Source organism: Micromonospora sp. WMMD987 (genome assembly GCF_029581435.1).
GTDB classification, from domain to species: Bacteria; Actinomycetota; Actinomycetes; order Mycobacteriales; family Micromonosporaceae; genus Micromonospora; species Micromonospora rifamycinica.
The window spans coordinates 182,644-203,379 of the sequence record NZ_CP120861.1; the positions used below are offsets into that span (position 1 = coordinate 182,644).

Annotated in this window: 14 protein-coding genes and 1 pseudogene; 8 read left to right on the top strand and 7 right to left on the bottom strand. The window is 72.5% G+C overall.

The features are described 5' to 3' along the window. Positions 1–163: 163 nt before the first annotated feature. The 5 genes and pseudogenes from O7612_RS00725 (at position 164) to O7612_RS00745 (ending at position 5,953) form a co-directional block, all read left to right on the top strand. Positions 164–2,692: a bifunctional diguanylate cyclase/phosphodiesterase gene (locus O7612_RS00725; RefSeq protein ID WP_282269524.1), complete on the top strand. Its 2,529-nt coding sequence runs from the start codon at positions 164–166 to the stop codon at positions 2,690–2,692. Next, positions 2,689–3,936: pseudogene (locus O7612_RS00730) on the top strand (glycosyltransferase 87 family protein); the annotation flags it as partial. The gene O7612_RS00725 and the pseudogene O7612_RS00730, both read left to right, overlap by 4 nt. A 66-nt stretch (positions 3,937–4,002) precedes the next feature. After that, entirely contained in the window at positions 4,003–4,635 is a 633-nt protein-coding gene (locus O7612_RS00735; RefSeq protein WP_282274104.1) for a phosphoribosyltransferase family protein, read from the top strand. 29 nt (positions 4,636–4,664) lie between these two features. Beyond that, positions 4,665–5,093 (top strand): zf-TFIIB domain-containing protein, encoded by a 429-nt coding sequence (locus O7612_RS00740; RefSeq protein ID WP_282269526.1) that lies wholly within the window; start codon positions 4,665–4,667, stop codon positions 5,091–5,093. A gap of 176 nt (positions 5,094–5,269) precedes the next feature. Next, positions 5,270–5,953 (top strand): maleylpyruvate isomerase N-terminal domain-containing protein, encoded by a 684-nt coding sequence (locus O7612_RS00745; RefSeq protein ID WP_282269528.1) that lies wholly within the window; start codon positions 5,270–5,272, stop codon positions 5,951–5,953. Positions 5,954–5,974: 21 nt separating this feature from the next. Here the strand turns inward: O7612_RS00745 and dnaB are convergent, their stop codons facing one another. Then, positions 5,975–8,344, bottom strand: coding sequence for a replicative DNA helicase (gene dnaB, locus O7612_RS00750; RefSeq protein WP_282269529.1), 2,370 nt, complete (start codon positions 8,342–8,344; stop codon positions 5,975–5,977). 398 nt (positions 8,345–8,742) lie between these two features. Between dnaB and O7612_RS00755 the strand changes: the two genes are divergently transcribed. Beyond that, positions 8,743–10,392 (top strand): hypothetical protein, encoded by a 1,650-nt coding sequence (locus O7612_RS00755; protein WP_282269531.1) that lies wholly within the window; start codon positions 8,743–8,745, stop codon positions 10,390–10,392. 74 nt (positions 10,393–10,466) lie between these two features. Here the strand turns inward: O7612_RS00755 and rplI are convergent, their stop codons facing one another. The 4 genes from rplI to rpsF form a co-directional block, all read right to left on the bottom strand. Further along, entirely contained in the window at positions 10,467–10,913 is a 447-nt protein-coding gene (gene rplI / locus O7612_RS00760; RefSeq protein WP_282269533.1) for a 50S ribosomal protein L9, read from the bottom strand. A gap of 14 nt (positions 10,914–10,927) precedes the next feature. Then, the gene (rpsR, locus tag O7612_RS00765; protein ID WP_007073789.1) at positions 10,928–11,167 is read right to left on the bottom strand and encodes a 30S ribosomal protein S18; all 240 of its coding nucleotides are present in this window, start codon (positions 11,165–11,167) and stop codon (positions 10,928–10,930) included. Positions 11,168–11,208: 41 nt separating this feature from the next. Beyond that, entirely contained in the window at positions 11,209–11,745 is a 537-nt protein-coding gene (locus O7612_RS00770; protein ID WP_172898421.1) for a single-stranded DNA-binding protein, read from the bottom strand. A 79-nt stretch (positions 11,746–11,824) separates the two neighbouring features. After that, positions 11,825–12,115 carry a 30S ribosomal protein S6 gene (gene rpsF / locus O7612_RS00775; RefSeq protein WP_067301247.1) on the bottom strand — a complete coding sequence of 97 codons (291 nt, stop codon included), beginning with the start codon at positions 12,113–12,115 and terminating at the stop codon, positions 11,825–11,827. 593 nt (positions 12,116–12,708) lie between these two features. Between rpsF and O7612_RS00780 the strand changes: the two genes are divergently transcribed. Both O7612_RS00780 and O7612_RS00785 read left to right on the top strand, forming a co-directional pair. Then, positions 12,709–13,491 (top strand): deoxyribonuclease IV, encoded by a 783-nt coding sequence (locus tag O7612_RS00780; protein WP_282269539.1) that lies wholly within the window; start codon positions 12,709–12,711, stop codon positions 13,489–13,491. Positions 13,492–13,497: 6 nt separating this feature from the next. Next, positions 13,498–15,747 (top strand): hypothetical protein, encoded by a 2,250-nt coding sequence (locus O7612_RS00785; RefSeq protein WP_282269542.1) that lies wholly within the window; start codon positions 13,498–13,500, stop codon positions 15,745–15,747. Between the two features lie 207 nt (positions 15,748–15,954). Here O7612_RS00785 and O7612_RS00790 read toward each other — a convergent pair whose 3' ends face one another. Together O7612_RS00790 and O7612_RS00795 are read right to left on the bottom strand one after the other, a co-directional pair. Further along, positions 15,955–17,457 carry a glycosyltransferase 87 family protein gene (locus O7612_RS00790; RefSeq protein WP_282269544.1) on the bottom strand — a complete coding sequence of 501 codons (1,503 nt, stop codon included), beginning with the start codon at positions 17,455–17,457 and terminating at the stop codon, positions 15,955–15,957. Positions 17,458–17,634: 177 nt separating this feature from the next. After that, on the bottom strand, positions 17,635–20,559 hold the full coding sequence (locus tag O7612_RS00795) for a transglycosylase domain-containing protein (RefSeq protein WP_282269546.1): 2,925 nt from the start codon (positions 20,557–20,559) through the stop codon (positions 17,635–17,637). Positions 20,560–20,736: the final 177 nt, after the last annotated feature.

Consider the following 20,736-nt stretch of genomic DNA (forward strand, 5'->3'; position numbering starts at 1 on the left):
AGGCTGTCCCCTGTCAGATCCCGACCGCAAGGGTCGGCGCGACGATCAGGGGAGGTCGAACGCGATGTCCGCACACGAGTGGCTGTAGACGATTGTGGCGACGGCGTGACCACACGTAGCCTTGGCCCCTACTCAGCGACGCCGAGTGGTTGTCGAGGACGCGATGGCACGACCGGACGACGGCAAGACGGAGGCCGAGCGGCAGCTGACGCTGCACGTCGGCCTCGTCTGCGTGGTGGCCGCCACGGCGGCGACCGTCGCCCTCTACCAACTGGTCCACCTCGACCTGCGCGGTGACGACCTCACCCGATCCGTCGCCCTGGCCTTCATGGCCGCGCTCGGAGTCCGGATCAACTGGCAGATCCGCATCCGGGCCACCGTCCACGCGGTGTCCTGGAGCGAGACGGCGATCGTCCTCGGCCTGGCCGTCGCCCCGGCCCCGCTGGTCGTCCTGACCACCGGCATCGGCGTCGCGGTCGCCCTGCTCTCGATGAAACGCTCGCCGGTGAAGACCGCCTTCGGCATCGCCAAGAGCATGCTGCTGGCGGCGGGTGGGGGCCTCGCCCTGCACACCCTCGGCTGGTCGCCGCAGGACACCGACCTCCAGAACGTCATCGGCATGATCGGGCTCGCCTACGTCGTCGCGGTGGTCCTCGACGAGGCGCTGACCCTGCCGGTCATCGCGATGGCCACCGGCACCCCGCTGCGCAGGCTCTTCGCCGACGACCTCGGGCTCCGCCTGACCAGTGCGCTGGCCCGGTTCGTCCTCATCGCCGTCACCCTGGTCATCCTCCACGCCGACCCCCGGCTCCTGCTGGCCGTGCCGCCCCTGGTGCTCAGCCTCCACCTGTTCTATTCCCACCAGGCCAAATCCCGGACCGAGCAGCAGGCCTGGCAGCGTCTCGCCCGCACCACCGACGCGCTCAACGTGGTCGACCTGGACAAGGTCCTCACCACCGCCGTCACCCAGGCGACCGAGCTCTTCTCCGCCGACGAGGTCGAGATCGAGCTGCGCGACGCGGGTCGTACCGTGCGCGGTGCCAGCGGCACCATCACCTACGACGGTCCCACCGGCCCACCGAGCGAGATCGCGGGCACCGTGCTGCCCGCCCGCCTCGAAGGCCACGACCGGACCGCCGACGTCGGCATGCTGCGCCTACGGTTCCGCGGCCCGGTACGGCTCAACGAACGTGAGCAGTACACCCTGCGCACCTTCGCCTCCGCCCTGTGCACCGCCGTCCGCAACGCCCAGGCGTACGCCGAACTGGCCCGGGTGGCCGACGAACACGCCCACGCGGCCAGCCACGACGCGCTCACCGGCCTGGCCAACCGTCGGCAACTGCTGGACCGGGGCACCGAGCAGCTCGGCGCCCGGCACGCCGAGGGGGTGACCGCGCTCGTCCTGATCGACCTCAACCACTTCAAGGAGGTCAACGACACCCTCGGCCACGCCGCCGGTGACCAGGTGCTGATCCAGGTCGCCGACCGGCTGCGCGCCGCCGCCCACGACGAGGACCTGGTGGCCCGGCTCGGCGGCGACGAGTTCGCCGTGCTGCTGCGCGCCCTGCCCGCGCCCGCCGTCGCCGCCCACCGGGCCGAGATCCTGCTCGGCGCCCTGCACGAGCCGCTCGACGTGGACGGCATGCGGATCAGCGTGGAGGCCAGCGGCGGCATCGCGGCGGCCCCCGCCAGTGGCGGCATGCCGGAACTGCTGCGCCGCGCCGACGTCGCCATGTACCAGGCGAAACGGGCCGGTCAGCGGATCGCCACCTACGCGCCGACCCGGGACACCGCCGACCTGCGCCGGCTCACCCTCGGCGGGGAGTTGCCCCGGGCGGTGGCCGACCACGAGTTCACCGTCAACTTCCAGCCGATCGTCGACCTCGGCAGCGGCCAGGTGACCGGGGCCGAGGCGCTGGCCCGCTGGCACCACCCCCGGCACGGCACGATCGATCCGCTGCGCTTCATCGAGGCGGTGGAACGCTCCGGCATGCTGCCCGCGTTCGCCGAGGCCATCCTCGACCAGGCGCTCGTGGCCGCGGTCAGCTGGCGGACCGCCGGCTTCGACCTGCCCGTCTCGGTGAACGTCTCCCCCCGCAGCCTGCTCGACGCCCGCTTCCCCGGCGCGGTGCTGGCCCGGCTCCAGGCCCACGACTTCCCCCCGGACCGGCTGGTGCTGGAGCTGACCGAGACGCTCACCCTCAGTCAGCTCGACGTGGTCGACCGGGTGCTCAGCAGGCTGCGGGACTCCGGCGTCCGGCTCGCCCTGGACGACTTCGGCACCGGCTACTCCTCACTCTCCCTGCTCTCCCGCATCCCGGTCCACGAGCTGAAGATCGACCGCAGCTTCGTCACCGCGATGGAGGGCTCCGCGGAGGCGGCGGCCGTCATCCGCTCCACCCTCGACCTCGGCCGCAGCCTCGACCTGACGGTCGTCGCCGAGGGTGTGGAGAGCGAACCGCAGCGCCGGTCCCTGTGGTCCCTGGGCTGCGCCGCCGGCCAGGGACACCTCTTCGCCCGCCCCCTGCCGGCCGGGGTGCTCCTGGCCGCCCTCCAGCGCGGCTCCGGCGGCCGACCCGGCACCCTCGCCGCCCCGCTGCACGACACCGGCGCGGTCATCCGGCTGAGCACCCCCGGCCGCCGACAGCCCGCCCGGAACCGCCCGACGGGTCTGCCACACTTGCCGGCGTGACCCCCGCCGACCGAGCCGCCCGCAGCTGGCGGGCCGTCGACACCGCCGCCGGTGGGCTCGCCCTCGACCTCGGTCTCTACGCGCTCTCCGCCGCCTTCGCCGCGGTCACCGCCGTCACCTCCACCCTGACCCCGCACCGGGCCTGGGGGAGCGTCGCCGCCGTCGGCTACCTCGCCGCGACCCTCCTGGTCGCCGCCCAGTTCGTCATCCGACGCCGGTATCCCGGGCTGGCCGCCACCGCCGGCCGCGCCACGGTCACCGGCCTCGCCTGGGCCGGCACCGCCCTGCTCCCCCTGGTCGTCCAGGCCGGGCAGCGGGCGGCCGGGCGGACCGACCGGGCACAGGAGGAGGTGGTGGTGGTCGAGCAGGCCGGTAGCCGGCTCGCCGCACACGGCACCCCCTACCTGGGGCCGGACGCCATCGCCGCGCTACCCGCCGACGAGCGGCTGCTCGGCTACACCCCGTACCAGCCGGGGATGGCGTTGTTCGGGCTGCCCCGGGCCGCCGTCGACGCCTGGTGGACCGACTCCCGCGTCTGGTTCGCGCTGGTCACCGCCGCAGCCCTGGCCTGGGCCGTGGTCGCCCTGCGACGGTCCGACCGGCCTGCCGGGGGACGGGCCGGGGCACCGGCGGTGCTGCGTGGCGTGCAGGCGGCGACCGTACTGCCGATCTGTGCGCTCACCCTCGCCACCGGCGGCGACGACCTGCCCGTCCTCGCGCTCTGCCTGCTGGCGTTGGCCCTCGCCGCCGGCGGCCGGCCCGGACCGGTCGGGGTGGCCGTCGGGCTGGCCGGCGCCCTGAAACTCTTCGCCTGGCCGGTCGCGCTGGTCCTGATCTTCTGGGGGACGACCCGGCGGGCCGGCCTGCGGGTCGCCGCCGGGGCGCTCGGCCTGCCCGCCCTGGCCCTGCTCCCCGCCCTGCTGGTGGACCGGGACGCGCTGGTGGAGAACGTGTTCCGGTTCCCGCTCGGCCACGGCCAGGTCACCAGCCCCGCCCAGTCCCCGTTCCCCGGGCACCTGATCGCGACCGCCCTGCCCGGTGGCCGGTTCGTCGCCGCCGGGCTGCTGGTCGCCGTCGGCGGCGTGATCGCCGTCCGGCTCGTCCGCCGCCCGCCGCACCGGGCCGCCACCGCCGCGCTGATCTGCGGGTACGGCCTGCTCGCCGCGATCATGCTGATGCCCACCACCCGGTTCGGCTACCTGCTCTACCCGCTCGCCCTGCTGAGCTGGGTGCCCGCCCTGGCCACGCACCGGGCACCGGTTCCGCCGAGTCCCCGGCACGCCCCGCCCGCACGGCGTAGACCTGAGGACATGAGCAGCTACCGCGATCGTGCCGACGCCGGTCGGCAACTCGCCGAACGGCTCACCGCGCTGGTCGGCCGACCCGACGTCGTCGTGCTCGGCCTGGTCCGCGGTGGTGTCCCGGTGGCCCGGGTGGTCGCCGACCGGCTGGGCGCACCGCTCGACGTGCTGGTGGTCCGCAAGCTCGGCCTGCCCTGGGCACCCGAGGTGGCCTTCGGCGCGCTCGGTCCCGGCGGCGTCCGGGTCCTCAACGACCCGGTGACCGCCCGGCTCGACCCCGCCGAGGGTGCCGACGTGCAACGCCGTGAGCAGGCCGAGCTGGACCGCCGGGAGGCCCGCTACCGCGCCGGGAGGCCCGCACTCGACCTGACCGGACGGACCGCCCTGATCGTCGACGACGGCCTGGCCACCGGTGCCACCGCACGGGTCGCCGTACGGGTCGCCCGCCGGCTCGGTGCCCGACGGGTCGTCGTCGCCGCGCCGGTCGGTGCGCAGGAGGCGTACGAGATGCTGGCCGCCGAGGCGGACGAGGTGGTCTGTGCCCGACGCCCCGTCGACTTCGGCGCGGTCAGCGCCTACTACGACGACTTCCACGAGGTCGACGACGACGAGGTGACCGCGGCGCTGATCGCCACCGCCTGAATGCCGCCCCGACCGGGTACCGTCGAGCGATGCAGCTCACCTGTCCCAAGTGTCGCGGAGACATGCGCCAGTACGAGCGCAGCGGAGTCGTCATCGACCAGTGCGGCGAGTGCCGGGGGATCTTCCTGGACCGCGGCGAACTCGAGAAACTGTTCGAGGCCGAGGCGAACTGGCACCAGCAGCGCGGCACCCCCGCGCCCGGTCAGCCGGGGTCCGTCCCCGGCCAACAGCACGTCCAGACGCCCGGCGGGTATCCGCCGCCGCCTCCGCCGCCACCCGCCCCGAGTCACCAGCCGGGCTACGGCGCCGTACCGCCGCCCCCGCCCCCGCCGGGTTACCCGCCACAGCCGGCGTACGGCGGCCACAGCGGCTACGGCCACCCGCAGCAGCACCACGGCTACCACGGTCACTACAAGCGCAAGAAGCACAAGGGCTTCCTCGACGAGATGTTCGGCTGAGCGGTCCGGTCGGCGACCGGGCCGGCGGTTCGCCCGTCCGGCCCGGTCCCCTCGACGCGGCCCGCCCTGCGGCATCCCGGCCGGCAGCCGACGGTCGTCGACGCGGCCCGCACCACGCCGCCGTAGGTCCGGCGACCGCCGTGCCGTGCGGCGTCACGCGTGCGACGCTGCACGACATGACGTTCGTCGGGCAGCACACCGCGTTGGCACAGGCCTACGACGGCATCACCACGGTGGTCGCCGGTCTCGACGACGACGCCCTGCAACGGCCCACCCGGTGTCGCGGCTGGCTCGTCGCCGACCTGCTCTTCCACCTGCTCGGCGACGCCCAACGCGCCCTGGTCACGCTGGCCAGCCCCGCCGACGGTCCACCCGACACCGACGACGTCAGTTACTGGCGTTCGTTCCCGCCGGCCGGGTCGGCCGCCGAGACCACCCGGCACGCGTGGCACGTCCGCCGCTCGGCCGCCGCCTTCGACCGGCCCTCCGGCGTGGTCCGGATCTGGGCGGACACCGCACCGGCCGCCGTCCACGCGGCGGGCGTCGCCGACCCGCAGGGCTGCGTCACCACCCAGGGGCACGTGCTGCGGGTGTCCGACTTCCTGGCCACGCTGACCACCGAGGCTGTCGTGCACCACCTCGACCTGGTGCCCCACCTGCCCGACGCGCCGCCGCCCGGTCCGTCGGCCGTCGACGTCGCGGTCACCACCATGAACGGCCTGCTCAGCGACGACGCCGTCCGACCCGCCGACTGGGACGACCTGACGTACCTGCTCAAGGCCACCGGTCGGGAGCCGCTGACCGACCGGGACCGGGTGGCGCTGGGCGAGGCCGCCGGCTGGTTCCCGCTGCTCGGCTGAGTCACCGGCCCCGGCACCGGGTCACCCGATGGCCATATCGACGAATCGAGAGAGATGGAGCTGGGCCGCGACCGTTATGCTGTCGGTCGGACCATTCCTGTGCTTGGCAACTATGAAATCCGCCTCCCCGGCGCGCGGCGACTCCTTGTCGTAGTAGTCGTCGCGGTGCAACAGGATGACGACGTCAGCATCTTGTTCGATCGAGCCGGATTCGCGCAGATCAGACAATTGGGGTCGCTTGTCGGTACGTTGCTCGGGGCCACGGTTGAGCTGGCTCACCGCGATCACCGGGCACTCGACCTCCTTGGCCAGCAGCTTCAGGCCCCGGGACAGGTCCGCGACCTCCTGCTGACGGCTCTCGGTGCGCTTCGGGGAGGTCATCAGCTGGAGATAGTCGACCACGATCATCTTGAGGTCGTGCTTCTGCTTGAGCCGACGGGCCTTCGCCCGGATCTCCATCAGATTCATGCTCGGGGTGTCGTCCACGAACAGCGGCGCCTCGCTGATCTCGCCCATGCAGCGGGCCAGCTTGGTCCAGTCGTCGTCGGAGAGCTGACCGCTGCGCAGCACGTGCAGCGGAACCCGTGCCTCGGCCGAGAGCAGACGCATGACGATCTCGACCTTGCTCATCTCCAGCGAGAAGATGGCGGCGGCCTGGTTGGCCCGGATGGCGGCGTTGCGGGCGAAGTCCATGCTGGCCGTGCTGTTGTGGGTCGGGATCATCGACCGGCCGGCCAGGTAGAGGTGCTCCGGGTCGTCCACCGTCACGCACCGCACCGGCACGCTGGCCACCGGTCGGACGTCCACCACGTACCGGACGCCGGCCCGCACGTCGGCACCGGGCCGGCGGTGGGCGGCGTGCGCGGCGACCCTGTCCGCCCGCCGGAACACGGCGTCCGCGGTGGCGAAGTCGATCGTGTACGTCGTCGCCGACCGTTCGGTACGCCCGGGCACCGGCCGCGCGGTGACCGTGCAGTGGTGGCCGAGGCTCACCACGAGTTCCCGGACGTTCTCCGCCAGTCGCCGGGAGGTGCAGGAGTACCGGACACCGCCGGTCGGGGTGACCGTGCCGGCGGCGTCCAGCAGACCGGCGAGGAGCGCCCGCCGCTGCGCCTCGGAACCCCGCAGGTAGTCCCCGGGGATGTGCTCCTGCGGGTACCCGACCGGGTGGAGGGCACGCGGGAGGGAACCGGTGGGACGGCCCTCGTCGCCGAGCCGGCGGCCCAGGACGTAGGGCGGGACCGGCAGGTCCCGGGCGGGCAGCCGCAGCGGGGCGCAGGTGGCGACCGCGTGGCCGGGGCGCGCGTCCGGGCCGGTACGCAGCGTCGCGGCGATCTCCGCGGTGGTGAGCACGCCCTCGCGTCGGGCCGGGACCACGGCGGGGGCCGGACACCCGTCCCCGCCCGTCGGGCCGACCGCGGCCAGGACCCGTGCCGGTTCCCGCTCCGGGACCGCCGGGTGGGTGGTCTGCCACAGGTGCTCGGCGTCGGCGACGATCACACTGCCGTCGGAGAACTCGACCTCGTAGCAGGGTCGACCGACCAGCACGTCGAAGGCGGCGGTGACCGTGGTCGGCGTACCGTCCGCGGCGAGCAGCCGGTCACCGACCCCGACCTCGCCCATGGTGGTCCAGCCGTCCGGGGTGGGCAGCGGGGTGTCCAGCGCGAGCGCCTTGCCGAGACCGGGTCGCCCGGCCACGATGATGAGCTGCCCGGGGTGCAGTCCGTTGAGCAGCCGGTCCAGGTCGGTGAAGCCGGTCGGCACCCCGGTCATCACGCCGCCCTGCGCGCCGACCGCCTCGATCTCGTCCAGGGTCGGCTGGAGCATGTCGGCGAGTACCGCGAAGTCCTCGCTGACCCGCCGTTCGGTGATCTCGTAGACCGCCTGCTGGGCCAGGTCGACGACGTCGTCGACGTCCCGGCTGCCGCCCGCTGCGGTGCCGTAGCCGAGCTGCACGATCCGGGTGCCCGCCTCGACCAGCCGGCGCAGCACCGCGCGTTCGCCCACGATCCGGGCGTAGTAGGAGGCGTTCGCCGCCGTCGGCACGGCAGCCATGCAGGTGTGCAGGTAGGGAGCGCCGCCGACCCGGGCGAGGTCACCGGAGTCGGCCAGGGCCGCCGCGACCGTGATCCCGTCGGCCGGTTCACCGCGACCGTAGATGTCGAGGATGGCGTCGAAGATGGTGGCGTGGACGGGCCGGTAGAAGTCGGTGGACTTGAGGATCTCGACGACGTCGGCGATGGCGTCCTTGGAGAGCAGCATGCCGCCGAGGACGCACTGCTCGGCGGCGACGTCCTGGGGCGGGGTCTTGTCGAACTGGCCGTCGCGGGGCGGCGGGGCGGACTGTCCCGCGGTCCGGGGCTCCGCCCGCATGTCGTCGGTGACCGACACGGTTCCCCCTCCACGACCTCGATCTGGCTACGGCAGTACGGCGGCGGTGCGACACCTCCCGACCTGACCGGCCGGGTCGATCGGGGGCCATCACGCGACCGGTCGGTGCCCCACGATACGGACCCCGAGCTCAGCCCCTCAACCGGCGCGGTGGACGAGCCTCGGGACAACCTGTGGACGCGCGTGGACAACCATGTGCGCAGCGTGTGCACAGCCTGTGGAAAACTCGGCGGGAATTCTGCGGATCAAGGCGCTGACCTGCATCTTCACTATCCACACCCTGTGGACGAGAAATTTCCGGTAAGGCTGTTGGGTCGGTCTTCCCGTACTATCTCTGCGAAACGGCTACACCTGGACAGCGGATTGCACTTTCGGTTGAGAAGGGTCACGCTCCGGCCGTGAGTTACCGGGACTGGGAGCGCGGGGAGGGCAACCCGCGCGAGCGTCAGCCGATCGCCCCGTGGGACGACCTCGGCGACCCGGTTCCGTCAGATTCATCCACCTCGACGGACCGCTACCGTACGCCGAGCCGCCGACGGGCGGTCGAGCGTGGCCAGCGGGAGCCCGTCGACGCCTACCTGCCCCGCTGGGCGGTCGAGTCCGGGATCGCGCACGCCGACGGCCGGGGACGGCACGCCGCTCCGGACGACGACGAGGACGACGCCCGTCCGGTCTCCGGCCTGGGCCGCCGCGCGGCCCGGCGGCGGCGGGAGAGCGAACGGTGGGAGTCCCGGACGGTCGACGCGCCCTCCGGGGCCGACCACACCCGGGAGTGGACCTTCGACCGTCCCCAGGAGCAGGGGTACGTCGGCAGCCGACGGGCGGACTCCGGCGAGGACGAGCCGGTCTCCGGGGCGGCTCCGCCGGCCCGCCCGCGCCGCTCCCCGACCCGCCGCCCGGAGGTGGTCTGGTCCGGGGGCGACGACTCCGACCTGCCGGTGGAGGCCGCGCCCGAGCCGCCGCCCCGGCGGAGGCGACGCAACACCGACGCGTCCTGGGCGCGACCGTTGACCGACCCGGAGCGCCGTCCGGCGAGTGACCCGTGGAGCCGGCTCGCCGAGCCGGAGCCCGAGTACCGGCCGGCGGTCGATCCCTGGGACGCCTCCGGCCTGCACACCTGGCAGGGTCCGGCCGTCGACGACCGGTGGGACCGCCTCGGCGGGAGCTCGCGGTGGGAGCAGGGCGACAGCACCGGCCAGTGGGACCGGTTCACCGACACCGCGCAGTGGGACCGGACGGACGTCGGCCGGTGGGGTCCGGCGACGGGTCGGGCCGAGACGGACCGCCGGGACACCGGTGGCGTCGTCCGACCGGAACGCGACGAGGCCGGCCGGTGGGACCGGGACGGCCTCGACCAGCGGGACCGGGACGACGCCGGCCGGTGGGAGCGGTCGGTGCCGCCCCGGTCGGCGCAGCCGGTGACCGGGGGTGAGAGCTGGCCGTGGGGTACACAGCCGGAGGGGTTCTGGTCGGGCACCCGGCTGGCGGGGGACGATCCCCGCTGGATGGATCCGCCGGCCTCGGCGCCCCGGTCCCCGGTGGTGGGGTACACCGCGCCCAGGCCACGGGCGGCCCCCCGGCGTCGGGCCGAGCCGGTGTCCGGCCGGGCGGTCGCCGCGTCCTCGCTACGGGACCGGCTCGGCTCGGTGGGCGGCGGGTCCTGGAACCGTCGCCTGGAGGACGACCTGCTGGATCCGGACCCGGGTGGTCCGCTGCGTCCGCTGGTCTACACCGCCGCCTGCTACCTGGTGCCGGCGGTGCTGGTGTTCCTGTGGCTGTTGACGCTGGACGGCCAGCCCCCGGCCGGTTGTGTCACGGACATCAGCGGGGGTGGCTGCGAACCGCCCCGGGCGCACGCCTTCGGCTCCCTGGTCGCGGGTGCGCCCCGGTTCGGGCTGGCGCTGCTGAGCAGTCTGGTGGTGGCGGTGCTGCTGCGCCGGGTCGGAACGACCTGGCGGTCGGCGACGGTGGCGGTGGCGGCGTCGGTGGTCGGCGGCGGTCTCTCCACCGTGATGATCAGCGCGGTCACCGGTCAGCCGATCGGCTGACCGGCGCGACGTCCGCACAGGAAAGGCCCGCACCGGGTTCCGGTGCGGGCCTTTCCTGTGGCCGTGCCGCGGGGTCAGCCCTGGACGACGTTGAGGTCGAACGTGGCGGACACCTCGGGGTGCAGCTTGACCCGCACCGGGTAGGAGCCGGTCGACTTGATGTGACCGGGCATCTCCAGCCGACGACGGTCGAGGGCCGGGCCGCCGGCCGTCTTGACGGCGTCGACGACCTCGGCCGGGGTGACCGAGCCGAAGAGCCGACCACCGTCACCGGCGCGGACCTTCAGGCTGACCTTCAGACCCTCGAGCTGGTCCTTGACCTCGGTGGCGTGGCCCAGGTCCCGGATCTCACGGGCGGAACGCGCCCGCTTGATGACCGTGACCTGCTTCTCCGCACCCTTGGTCCAGCTGATCGCGAAGCCCTGCGGCAGCAGGTAGTTACGGCCGTAGCCGTTCTTGACCTCGACGATGTCGCCGGGGGCACCGAGACCGGAAACTTCCTGGGTCAGGATGATCTTCATGTCGGTGCCTCCTCTCAGCGGGCCGTGGCGGTGTACGGCAGGAGCGCCATCTCACGGGCGTTCTTGACCGCACGGGCGATCTGCCGCTGCTGCTGCGAGGTGACGCCGGTCACCCGCCGAGCGCGGATCTTGCCGCGGTCGGAGATGAACTTGCGCAGCAGCGCGGTGTCCTTGTAGTCGATGTAGGTGATCCCGTCCTTGTCGAGCGGGTTCACCTTCTTCTTTGGTTTGCGAAGTGCCGCAGCCTTGGCCATTGCACGTGCTCCTGGTTTGCGATCGCGGGCGCTCGGCGCCATTAGAACGGTGGCTCCTCATCAAAATTGGCGCCCGAACCACCGCGCGAGGAGGGGGCCGGCGCAGCCGAGGCCCAGGGGTCGTCGAAGTTGCCTCCGCCGCCGCCCTGGTTGCCACCGCCACCGGAGCCGAAGCCACCGCCGCCGCCACCGGAGCGCGACATCTTCTGCACCTTCGCCGTGGCGTAGCGCAGCGACGGGCCGATCTCGTCGACCTCGAGCTCGATGACGGTGCGCTTCTCGCCCTCGCGGGTCTCGTACGACCGCTGACGCAGCCGACCCGAGACGATCACGCGGGCGCCGCGCTGGAGCGACTCGGCGACGTGCTCCGCCGCCTGCCGCCACACGGTGCAGGCCAGGAAGAGCGGCTCGCCGTCCTTCCATTCGTTGGTGGTCTTGTCCATGAACCGGGGCGTCGAAGCGACCCGGAACTTGGCGACCGCCGCACCGGACGGGGTGAACCGCAACTCGGGGTCATCGGTCAGATTGCCGATGACCGTGATGGTGGTGTCTCCTGCCATGACCATCTCCTCGCACACTCATCGTTGCGTCGTACAGGCTCTCAGGACCCTCTGACAGCATCGACGAGGCTGATCCGGGCGAACCGGGGTTGAATGCTTAGCGCATCTCCGGACGGATGACCTTGGTGCGCAGCACGGACTCGTTGAGCCGCAGCTGGCGGTCGAGTTCGGCCACCGCCTCCGGCGTCGCCTGAAGGTCGATGACGGCGTAGATGCCCTCGGCCTTCTTGTTGATCTCGTACGCGAGGCGCCGGCGGCCCCACACGTCGGTCTTCTCGACCGAGCCACCCGCGGTCCGGATCACGTTCAGGTACGTGTCGAGCGAGGGTGCGACGGTGCGTTCCTCGAGGCTGGAGTCGAGGATCACCATGACTTCGTAATGACGCAAGACGTGCTCACCTCCTGTGGGCTAGGCGGCCACGGTCCTTCCGTGGCAGGAGGTCGTGCGTCGTGCCCGCCCGGTGTCGGGGGAACCCGACCGGACGCGGACAACCGGACCAGGATACCCGGTCGCGACGATCACGCCCGCGCAGGTCGCCCCGGCGGGCCGGGGACGGGCGACAGGGGCCGCCGCGACGCCCGAAGGCCGGCGGCGGCCCCTGTCCACGGGGCCGCGGGGCGTCCCGTCCGCATTCCTTGGGTGGGACCTGGGGAGGAACGACCACACCGATGAGGTTGGATCGAGGACACCCCGCGGAGCTTCATCCTGTTGTTATCCGACGATACAACGGCAGTCGTCACGAGATAGCCGAATTCAAACTATTCGTCCGGGATCCCGCTGTCGGCGGTTCGACCGGTCCCGGCGATTCCACCCGGCTCAACGAGCACCGGTGCCGGCGGGTGACGCGGCGACGACGACGGCCTGCCCGAGGACCACCGTGGCGTCGCGCGCCGGACCGTGCGCCCCCGCGTGGTCACCGGAGCCGACTTGCCCGCGACCGTCACCTGTCGGAGTCGGCGGTGGGACGTAGGCTCGCCTGCATGCGTATCGGAGCCCACGTCGACCAGGCCGACCCGCTGGCCGAGGCAACCAGCCGCGCCGCCGAGGCGGTGCAGTTCTTCCTCTCCGACCCGCAGGGCTGGAAGGCCCCGAAACCCCGGGAGGACGCCGACCGGTTGCGCGCCGCCGACGTCGACCTCTACGTCCACGCCCCCTACGTCATCAACGTGGCCACCCTGAACAACCGGATCCGCATCCCCAGCCGCAAGCTGCTGCTCGGCCACGCCACCGCGGCGGCCCAGCTCGACGCCCGGGGGCTGATCGTGCACGGCGGTCACGTCAACGCCGGTGACGACCTCGCGGTCGGCTTCGACAACTGGCGCAAGACCTTCGCGTACGCGGCGGACTCCGGCGGCTTCCCCGTCCCGGTCCTGATCGAGAACACGGCCGGCGGCGACAACGCCTGCGCCCGCCGGCTCGACGCGCTGGCCCGGCTCTGGGACGCGCTCGGCGACTACGAGGTGGGCTTCTGCCTCGACACCTGTCACGCGTACGCCGGTGGCGAGGAACTGCTCGACCTGGTCGACCGGGTGAAGGCGGTCACCGGCCGGATCGACCTGGTGCACGCGAACAACTCCAAGGGCGGGTTCAACTCCGGACAGGACCGGCACGACAACTTCGACAGCGGGGTCATCGACCCGGAGCTGCTGGTGGCGGTGATCCGGGCGGCCGACGCCCCGGTCATCGTGGAGACTCCCGGCGGACCGGACGGTCAGGGGGCGGACATCGCCTTCCTCCGCGAGCAGCTCGGCACGGGGGCCTGAGCGCCGATGACCACCAACGCGACCGGCGGCGGCCAGCCGCCACGGCAGACCGACGGGGCCACCCCCGGCCCGTCGGGCGCGGCGAGGCCGCAGCGGGACGACCGGACCGCGGCAACGGACGCCCCCCACAGCGCCGAGCCGGACACGGCGGACGATCCCGAGGCCGCCAGGACCGGGACCGGCAACGCCGAGCTCGACGGGACCACGGCGGACAGGCCCGAGGCCGCCAGGACCGGGACCGGCAAGGCCAAGCTCGACGGGACCACGGCCGACGAGCCCGCAGTCGGCAAGCCCGAGACCGGCACGACCACCACGGGCAAGCCCGCAGTTGCCAAGCCCGGGGTCGGCAAGACCGAACTCGACGAGACCAAGGTGGACACCCCCCGGGTCGGCAGTGCCCGGGTCGACGAGGCCAAGGACGCAAAGACCGCCGAGGCGGGTGCGACCGGCGGCGGGAGCGAGCCGGACCGGAAGGACCCCGCCGCCGAGGCCGACCCGTGGACCTCGTTCGCGCCGGAGCCGGAGCCGGTACCCGGTCGTCCCCGCCGGGCGGCCCGCGCCACCGGCCGGTTCCTGGTCCACGAGTGGACGCTCGCCGTCCTCGCCTCGCTCGCCCTCGCCGTGGGGATGACCTGGCCGACCCTGCGCTACCCGCTCTACACGCTCCCCCAGGACTACTGGGATCCGAGTCTCCAGGCCTGGCAGATGGCCTGGTCGGGGCATGCCCTGCGGACGAACCCGGGGCAGCTGTTCCAGTCCAACACGTTCTTCCCGGAACCCTGGAGCTTCGCCTTCTCCGACATGCTGCTCGGCTACGCACCGGCCGGCATGCTCGGCACCGGACCGGACGCCGCCGTGCTCCGCTACAACATCATGTTCGTGCTGGCGCACGCGATGGCCACCTTCGGGGCGTACGTGCTCGCCCGGCAGTTGGGCTCGGGACGGATCGGCGCGGCGGTCGCCGGGGTCAGCTACACCTACGCGCCGTGGCTGCTGGCCCAGGCCGGCCACCTGCACATCGTCTCCAACGGCGGCATTCCGCTGGCGCTGGCCATGCTGGCCCGGGGGCACGGTTGGTCGCTACGGCACGGTTACCGTCCGGAACGCCGCCGGGTCGGCTGGGCGTACGCCGGGTGGGTGGTGGCCGCCTGGCAGCTCAGCCTGGGCTTCGGCATCGGTCTGGTGTTCGCCTACGTCCTCGCGGTGACGCTGCTGGTCTCGGCGGTGGTGTGGTTCTGGCGGCGGCGGCGCGTACGACGGCCCTTCGGTCGGCGGCTGCTCGTCGCCGACCTGGCCGGCGGGCTGCTCTTCGCCGCCGTCGGCGCGCTGCTGGCGGTGCCGTACTTCAAGGTGGCCGAGCTGCACCCGAACGCGGAACGGACGCTCGGCGACATCGGCGTCTACTCGCCGCCGGCCAGTGGCTTCTTCACCGCGCCCGCCGAGTCGTGGATCTGGGGCGGGCTGCACGAGGGGGCACGAGCGACGCTGCCCTGGCACCCGGAGATGACCCTGCTGCCGGGCTTCGTGCTGTACGCGCTGGCGGCCGGCGGGCTGTTCTTCTCGGTGTGGCGGCTGCGCCACCGGCTGCTGCTGCTCGCCGGGGTACTGGTCACCATGGTGCTGGCGATGGGCACCGAGTTCTTCGGTGGCACCTTCACCTACGCGCCGCTCTTCGAGCACCTGCCGGGTTTCAACGGGCTGCGCACGCCCGGCCGGATGATGCTCTGGACGACGCTGCTGCTCGGCCTGCTGGCGGCCGGTACGGTGACCGCCTTCGCCCAGCGGGTCCGCGAACTCGGCGGTGGACGGGTGCCCGACCGGCCGGCACCGTGGTTGCGGCTGGCCACCCTGCTGCCGCTGCTGCTGGTCGTAGTGGAGGGGCTCAACGACACCCCGCACCCGGTGGTGCCGGAACAACCGGTGGCGATGCGCACGGTGGACGGTCCGCTGCTGGTGCTGCCCAGCGGTCAGAACCAGGACCAGCCGGTGATGCTCTGGTCGACCAGCCGCTTCCAGCAGGTGGTCAACGGCGGCAGCGGGTTCACCCCGAAGCAGCTCGACGACGTACGTCGGGTGACGGCGGCCTTCCCCGACCAGACCAGCGTCGACTACCTGCGCACCCTCGGCGTGCGCGACGTGGTGGTGCTGCGGGACCAGATCGCCGGCACCCCGTGGGAGGTGACCGTGGACGCCCCGGTCGACCAGTTGGGCATCACCCGCCAGCAGGTCGGCAATGCCGTGGTGTTTCGTCTCTGAGCTGGTTGCGGTGGGGCGGGCGGGGGGAGCCCAGCCGCTGGGTTGCGGTGGGGCGGGCGGGGGAGCCCAGCCGGCTCCGGGCGGTCAGGCTTGATCCCTGCGCCGGCTGGGCTCCCCCGCCCGCCTGACGGGCGCAGTGCCGTCTTGGACTTGCGCGTCCGGGGTGGTGGGGGTGGGGAGTTGGCGGGTCGGTGGGTGGGGTGGGGTTCAGGCGGGGGTTGGGTCGGGTTCGGGGGTGGGGGCCTTGCGGCGGAGTTTGGCCAGCCAGGGGGCGTCGGGGGCACCGTCCAGGACGCCGCCGTCCGGGTCGTCGGCGTAGGTCCAGCGGACCGCGTCGCGCTCCGGGTGCAGGATGTCCTTGACGATCAGGACGCAGAGCACCACCACCGTGCCGAGCCGCAGCGACGAGGCGAGCACGAAGACCCCCTCGGGGAAGACCGGGCGGCTGGTGGCCGAGCCGAGCAGTTCGCCGTAGAAGGCGGTGAAGTAGCACACCTCGGCGAGTTGCCAGGCGAGGAAGGCCCCCCACCGCGGTCGGGCGAGCACCGCCAGTGGCAGCAGCCAGAGCACGAACTGCTGGGACCAGACCTTGCTGAAGATCAGGAAGGCCGCCACCACCAGGAAGGCGAGCTGGGCCAGCCGGGGCCGGCGGGGTGCCCGCAGGGCCAGTACGGCCACGCCGACGCACGCCAGCCCGAACAGGGCGTACGACAGGTTGTTGAGGGTCGGGATGTTGGCGTTCAGCCACTGGAACGGACCCTGGTCGCCGGGGCCGCCGGTGTTCACCTTCCCGTCCAGGTACCGCCCGATGTACCACAGCGTGCCCCAGTCGATGGGCCGGGTGGTGTTCAGCTCGAAGAACCGCCCCCAGTTGTCCGGGTAGCGGATCGCGGTGGGCAGGTTCACCGCGACCAGCGCGACCGCGCCGGTCGCGGTGGCGGTCAGCGCGGCCCGCAGCCGGCCCGCGCGCAGAGCGAGGATCAGGATCGGGCCGAACAGGAACAGCGGCCACATCTTCGCCGCGCCGCCCAGGCCGAGCAGGAGCCCGGCCAGGACGGGTTGTCGTTTCGCCCAGGCAGCCAGCCCGAGCGCGGCCAGCCCGATGGCGAGGAAGTCCCAGTTGACGGTGGCGGTGAGGAACAGCGCCGGGGCCAGGGCGAAGAGTGCGGCGTCCCAGGGTCGTCGGCGGCGCAGGGCGAGGATCACCGCGGCGGTGGCGACGGCGAGCGCGCTGAGCGTCAACGCGTTGGCGTTGTAGAACCACCGCCCCTGGTTGATCGTCGGGTCGTCGACGCCGAGAGCGTGCACCGGCAGACCGAGCGCACCCATCATGTAGCCGGTGAGCACCGGATACTCGACCGGGTGGTCCCGGTAGGGGACCTTGCCCTCGTGCAGGCCCTCGGCGTAGTAGAGGGCCAGCACGTCGGTGTAGCACATCCGGGTGTACTGGATGTTGTTCTGCCAGGCGCCGTTCTGGCAGGGCGCCTTCTGCACCCAGTGCAGGGCCAGGGTCAGACAGGCCAGGGCCAGCACGATCCGGGCCGCCGTCCAGAACCGGCTCTCCCGACCGGCGGGCCGGTCCAGGGCGACGGCGTGGTCGCCGAGCGGGCCGCCGATCGCCTCGGCGGCGCCCCGGACGAAGCCGTCCGATCGGGACGGATGGTCACTGGTCCCGGCGTCGTCGATGCCGGCCGTGGGCTGGTTGCTCATGAGAATGCATCCTGCCCTATGAATGGCTCGTGGACGAGGAGCATGTTCCGGTCGAACGCCCCCGCGCGACGACAGCGGCAGTCCGGCCACCGGGTCGACCGGGAAACGCCGCTGCCGGCCACCGCGGATTCGCGGTGGCCGGCAGCGGTATCGACGGTCGTCAGCGCCGAGTTCGGGTCACTCCCGGGTGCGTGGGGTGGGCAGGATGCCGCCGCCGTTCCCCCCGTTCTGGCCGGGGAGATTCTGGTTGGGCGGGAGCGGCGGATTGCCACCCTGGTTGCCGCCTTGGTTTCCACCCTGGTTGCCGCCTTGGTTTCCACCCTGGTTGCCGCCCTGGTTTCCACCCTGGTTGCCGCCACCGAGTTGGCAGAGCAGGTCGGCGGGGGCGCAGTTCTGCCCGTTCTGGTTCGGCGGCGGGGGCGGGGGCGGCGGCGGGGTGCCGTTGCCGGACTCCGGGTCGCCGACCTTCGCTGCCGGCGGGAAGTCCAGCTTGTCCTCGCCCTTGAGCGCGCCGTTCATGACCCGTTCCCAGATCTCGCCGGGCATGGAGGAACCGGTCATGTTGGCGCCGTTGTTCAGCTTGATCGCTTCCCGCTTGCCCTTGTTGCCCACCCAGACGGCGGTGGCGAGCTGCGGGGTGTACCCGACGGTCCAGGCGTCACCGTTCTGGTCGGTGCCCTCCTTGAGCTCCCAGGTGCCGGTCTTGGCGGTCGCCTTCCGGCCGTCCGCCAGGGTGTGGTTGATCCGGCCCGGGTAGGCCTCCAACACGTCGGTCACGTCGGCGACCACGTCCGGGTTGATCCTCTTCTGCGGCTTGAGCTGCTCGCCGCCGAGCTTCTCCCACTTGCCCGTCTCCTTGTTCTGCTTCTCGGCGGAGATCAGGAAGTGCGCCTTGTTGTAGATGCCCTTGTTGGCGAAGGTGGCGAGGCCGTTGGCGTGGTCGAGCACGGTGATCGGGTACTGGCCGTAGGCGACCACGTGGTAGAAGGGGTCGGGTGCCAGGTCGGTGGCCTTCTCCTTGGTCAGGTCGTGCCCCTTGGGCGGGCTCACGTTGGTCTGCCACATCATGCCGACGCCGGCCTTGGCCGCCATGTCGACGATCTTGTCGGGGCCGATGTCCAGGCTGACGTGGTAGAACGGCACGTTCAACGACTTCAGCGTGGACTCCCGCAGCGTGCAGGAGTCACCACAGCTGGGATTGTCGGTGCCGGCGTTGCTGACCCGGAACTTCACGCCCTCCGGGGTGAAGGCCCGCCCCTTCCAGCGGGACTCGACGGACTTGCCGGCCTCCAGCGCCGCCGCCAACGTGTAGATCTTGAAACTGGAGCCGGGCGAGTGACCGCCGGTGACGTTGCCGTTCGTGTCGGTGTTCGTGCCGGCGTAGTCGGTGCCGGTGCCGTCGTCCCCGCCGTAGTAGCCGAGCACCCGGCCGTTGCGCGGGTCGATGGAGACCACCGCGGCCATCAGGTTCTTGCGGGCGCCGTCCAGCTCGGAACCCTTGGTGCTGCGCTGGGCGGCGCTGGTGACGGCCTTCTGCACCTTGGTGTCGATGGTGGTCCGGATCCGGTAACCACCCTCGCGGAGCATCGCCGAACAGCGCGGCTTGCGCTCGGTCACCTCGGCGTCGTTGTCGGTGCAGAGCTTCTTCTCCCGCATCTCCGCCGACACGTAGTTGATCACGTTGCCGATCGGGGTGTTGACCCCGAACTTGACGCCGGAGCGGGACTCCTTGGGGGTCTGCAGGGTCTTGGTGGGGTACTCCGTCGGATGCGCCGGTCGGCCGGGGGCGTCGACCCAGCGCATCTCGATCATGTTCTTGATGACGTAGTCCCACCGGTCCTTGGCGTCCGTCGGGTTGAGCGCCGGGTCGAACCCCTTGTGGGTGTTGCTCGGCTCCGGCTGCTTGATCAGCGCGGCGAGCACGGCGGCCTCGGCCACGTCGACCTTCGAGACCGACTTGCCGAAGTACGTCTGCGCCGCCGCCTCGATGCCGTACGCGTTGCGACCGAAGTAGATGGTGTTGAGGTAGTGCTCCATGATCTGTTCCTTGCTGAACTGATCATTGAGCTTGGAGGCGACGATCGCCTCCTTCACCTTCCGCGCATACGAGTCGTCCTGGAGGTTCTCGTAGGCGTTGCGGGCGTACTGCTGGGTGATCGTCGAGGCACCCTGCTTGTCGCCGTTGGAGAGGTTGTTCCAGGCGGCGCGGGCGATGCCCTTGTAGTCGACACCGGCGTGCTCGTAGAAGTTCTTGTCCTCCGCCGCCGCCACCGCGTCCCGCATGTGCTGCGGGATCTGGTTGATCGAGACGAAGGTGCGGTTCTGCTCGCCGACCTTGGCGATCACCGTCTTGTTGTCGCTGGCGTAGATCGTGGTGGCGAGCGGCAGCTTGATCTGGTTGGGCAGCACCACGGTGGTGGAGTAGTAGGTGAAGCCGACCACACCGAGACCGGCGAGCATGATGAAGACCGCGAAGCCGGCGATCAGCAGGTTGATCCGCTTACGCCGCTTGGCCCGCGCCAGCGCGTCCGGGTCACCCGGCCCGCGCCCACGCCCACCGCCGGCACCGCCACCGTGACCACGACCCGGCCCGTTCGGGCCGCCCGGCCCACCCGGCCCGCCGCCGACCTGCGCGACGCCGGCCCGCGCCACCGAGGCCCGACCCGCGGACCCGACCGACGCCGCGCCGACGCTGGCCCGGCCGGCCGAAGCCGTCCCGACACTGGCCCGGCCGGCCGGTCCACCCGCCGGGGAGACCGGCACCGAGGCCCGGCCACCGCCGCCCCATCCCGACGCCGGGGAGACCGGCACGGAGGCCCGGCCCGGCCCGGCCGGGGACACCGGCACCGAGGCCCGACCCGAGCCGGCCCGGCCGACCGAGGCCGAGCCGGCCGCACCGCCCGTCGCGCGCGGCGGGGGCACCGCCGCCGAGGCCCGCCCGCTGGACGCGGCACCGCCGACCGAGGCCCGGCCGGCCGGGGCCGCGCCCCGGGCCGCACCGGAGTGCCGGGGGTACGCGTCGTCCGCCCCCGGTCCGGGGCCGTTCGAACCCGGCACCTGGGCCCGCGCACGCGGGGAACTGGGATCGCCGTACGAGTTCATTCCTCACACCCTGCCGGTCGCGGTGGGACGCGGGGGCGCCACCACCGGGTTGCCGTGAGTTGACACACGCGCCCTGGGGCCGGGGAGAGCCCGGTGGCGCACTGAAATTTCTGCATCAATCGGGTCATTCGGGTCAACGAGCCGCCGGTCGCGGTGTCTGTGTCGTACGACACCGGG

Coding starts and splice junctions, on each gene's coding strand:
- O7612_RS00725 (WP_282269524.1), top strand. CDS start 164: ATGGCACGACCGGACGACGGCAAGACGGAGGCCGAGCGGCAGCTGACG.
- O7612_RS00735 (WP_282274104.1), top strand. CDS start 4,003: ATGAGCAGCTACCGCGATCGTGCCGACGCCGGTCGGCAACTCGCCGAA.
- O7612_RS00740 (WP_282269526.1), top strand. CDS start 4,665: ATGCAGCTCACCTGTCCCAAGTGTCGCGGAGACATGCGCCAGTACGAG.
- O7612_RS00745 (WP_282269528.1), top strand. CDS start 5,270: ATGACGTTCGTCGGGCAGCACACCGCGTTGGCACAGGCCTACGACGGC.
- rplI (WP_282269533.1), bottom strand. CDS start 10,913: ATGAAGATCATCCTGACCCAGGAAGTTTCCGGTCTCGGTGCCCCCGGC.
- rpsR (WP_007073789.1), bottom strand. CDS start 11,167: ATGGCCAAGGCTGCGGCACTTCGCAAACCAAAGAAGAAGGTGAACCCG.
- O7612_RS00780 (WP_282269539.1), top strand. CDS start 12,709: ATGCGTATCGGAGCCCACGTCGACCAGGCCGACCCGCTGGCCGAGGCA.
- O7612_RS00785 (WP_282269542.1), top strand. CDS start 13,498: ATGACCACCAACGCGACCGGCGGCGGCCAGCCGCCACGGCAGACCGAC.
- O7612_RS00790 (WP_282269544.1), bottom strand. CDS start 17,457: ATGAGCAACCAGCCCACGGCCGGCATCGACGACGCCGGGACCAGTGAC.
- O7612_RS00795 (WP_282269546.1), bottom strand. CDS start 20,559: ATGAACTCGTACGGCGATCCCAGTTCCCCGCGTGCGCGGGCCCAGGTG.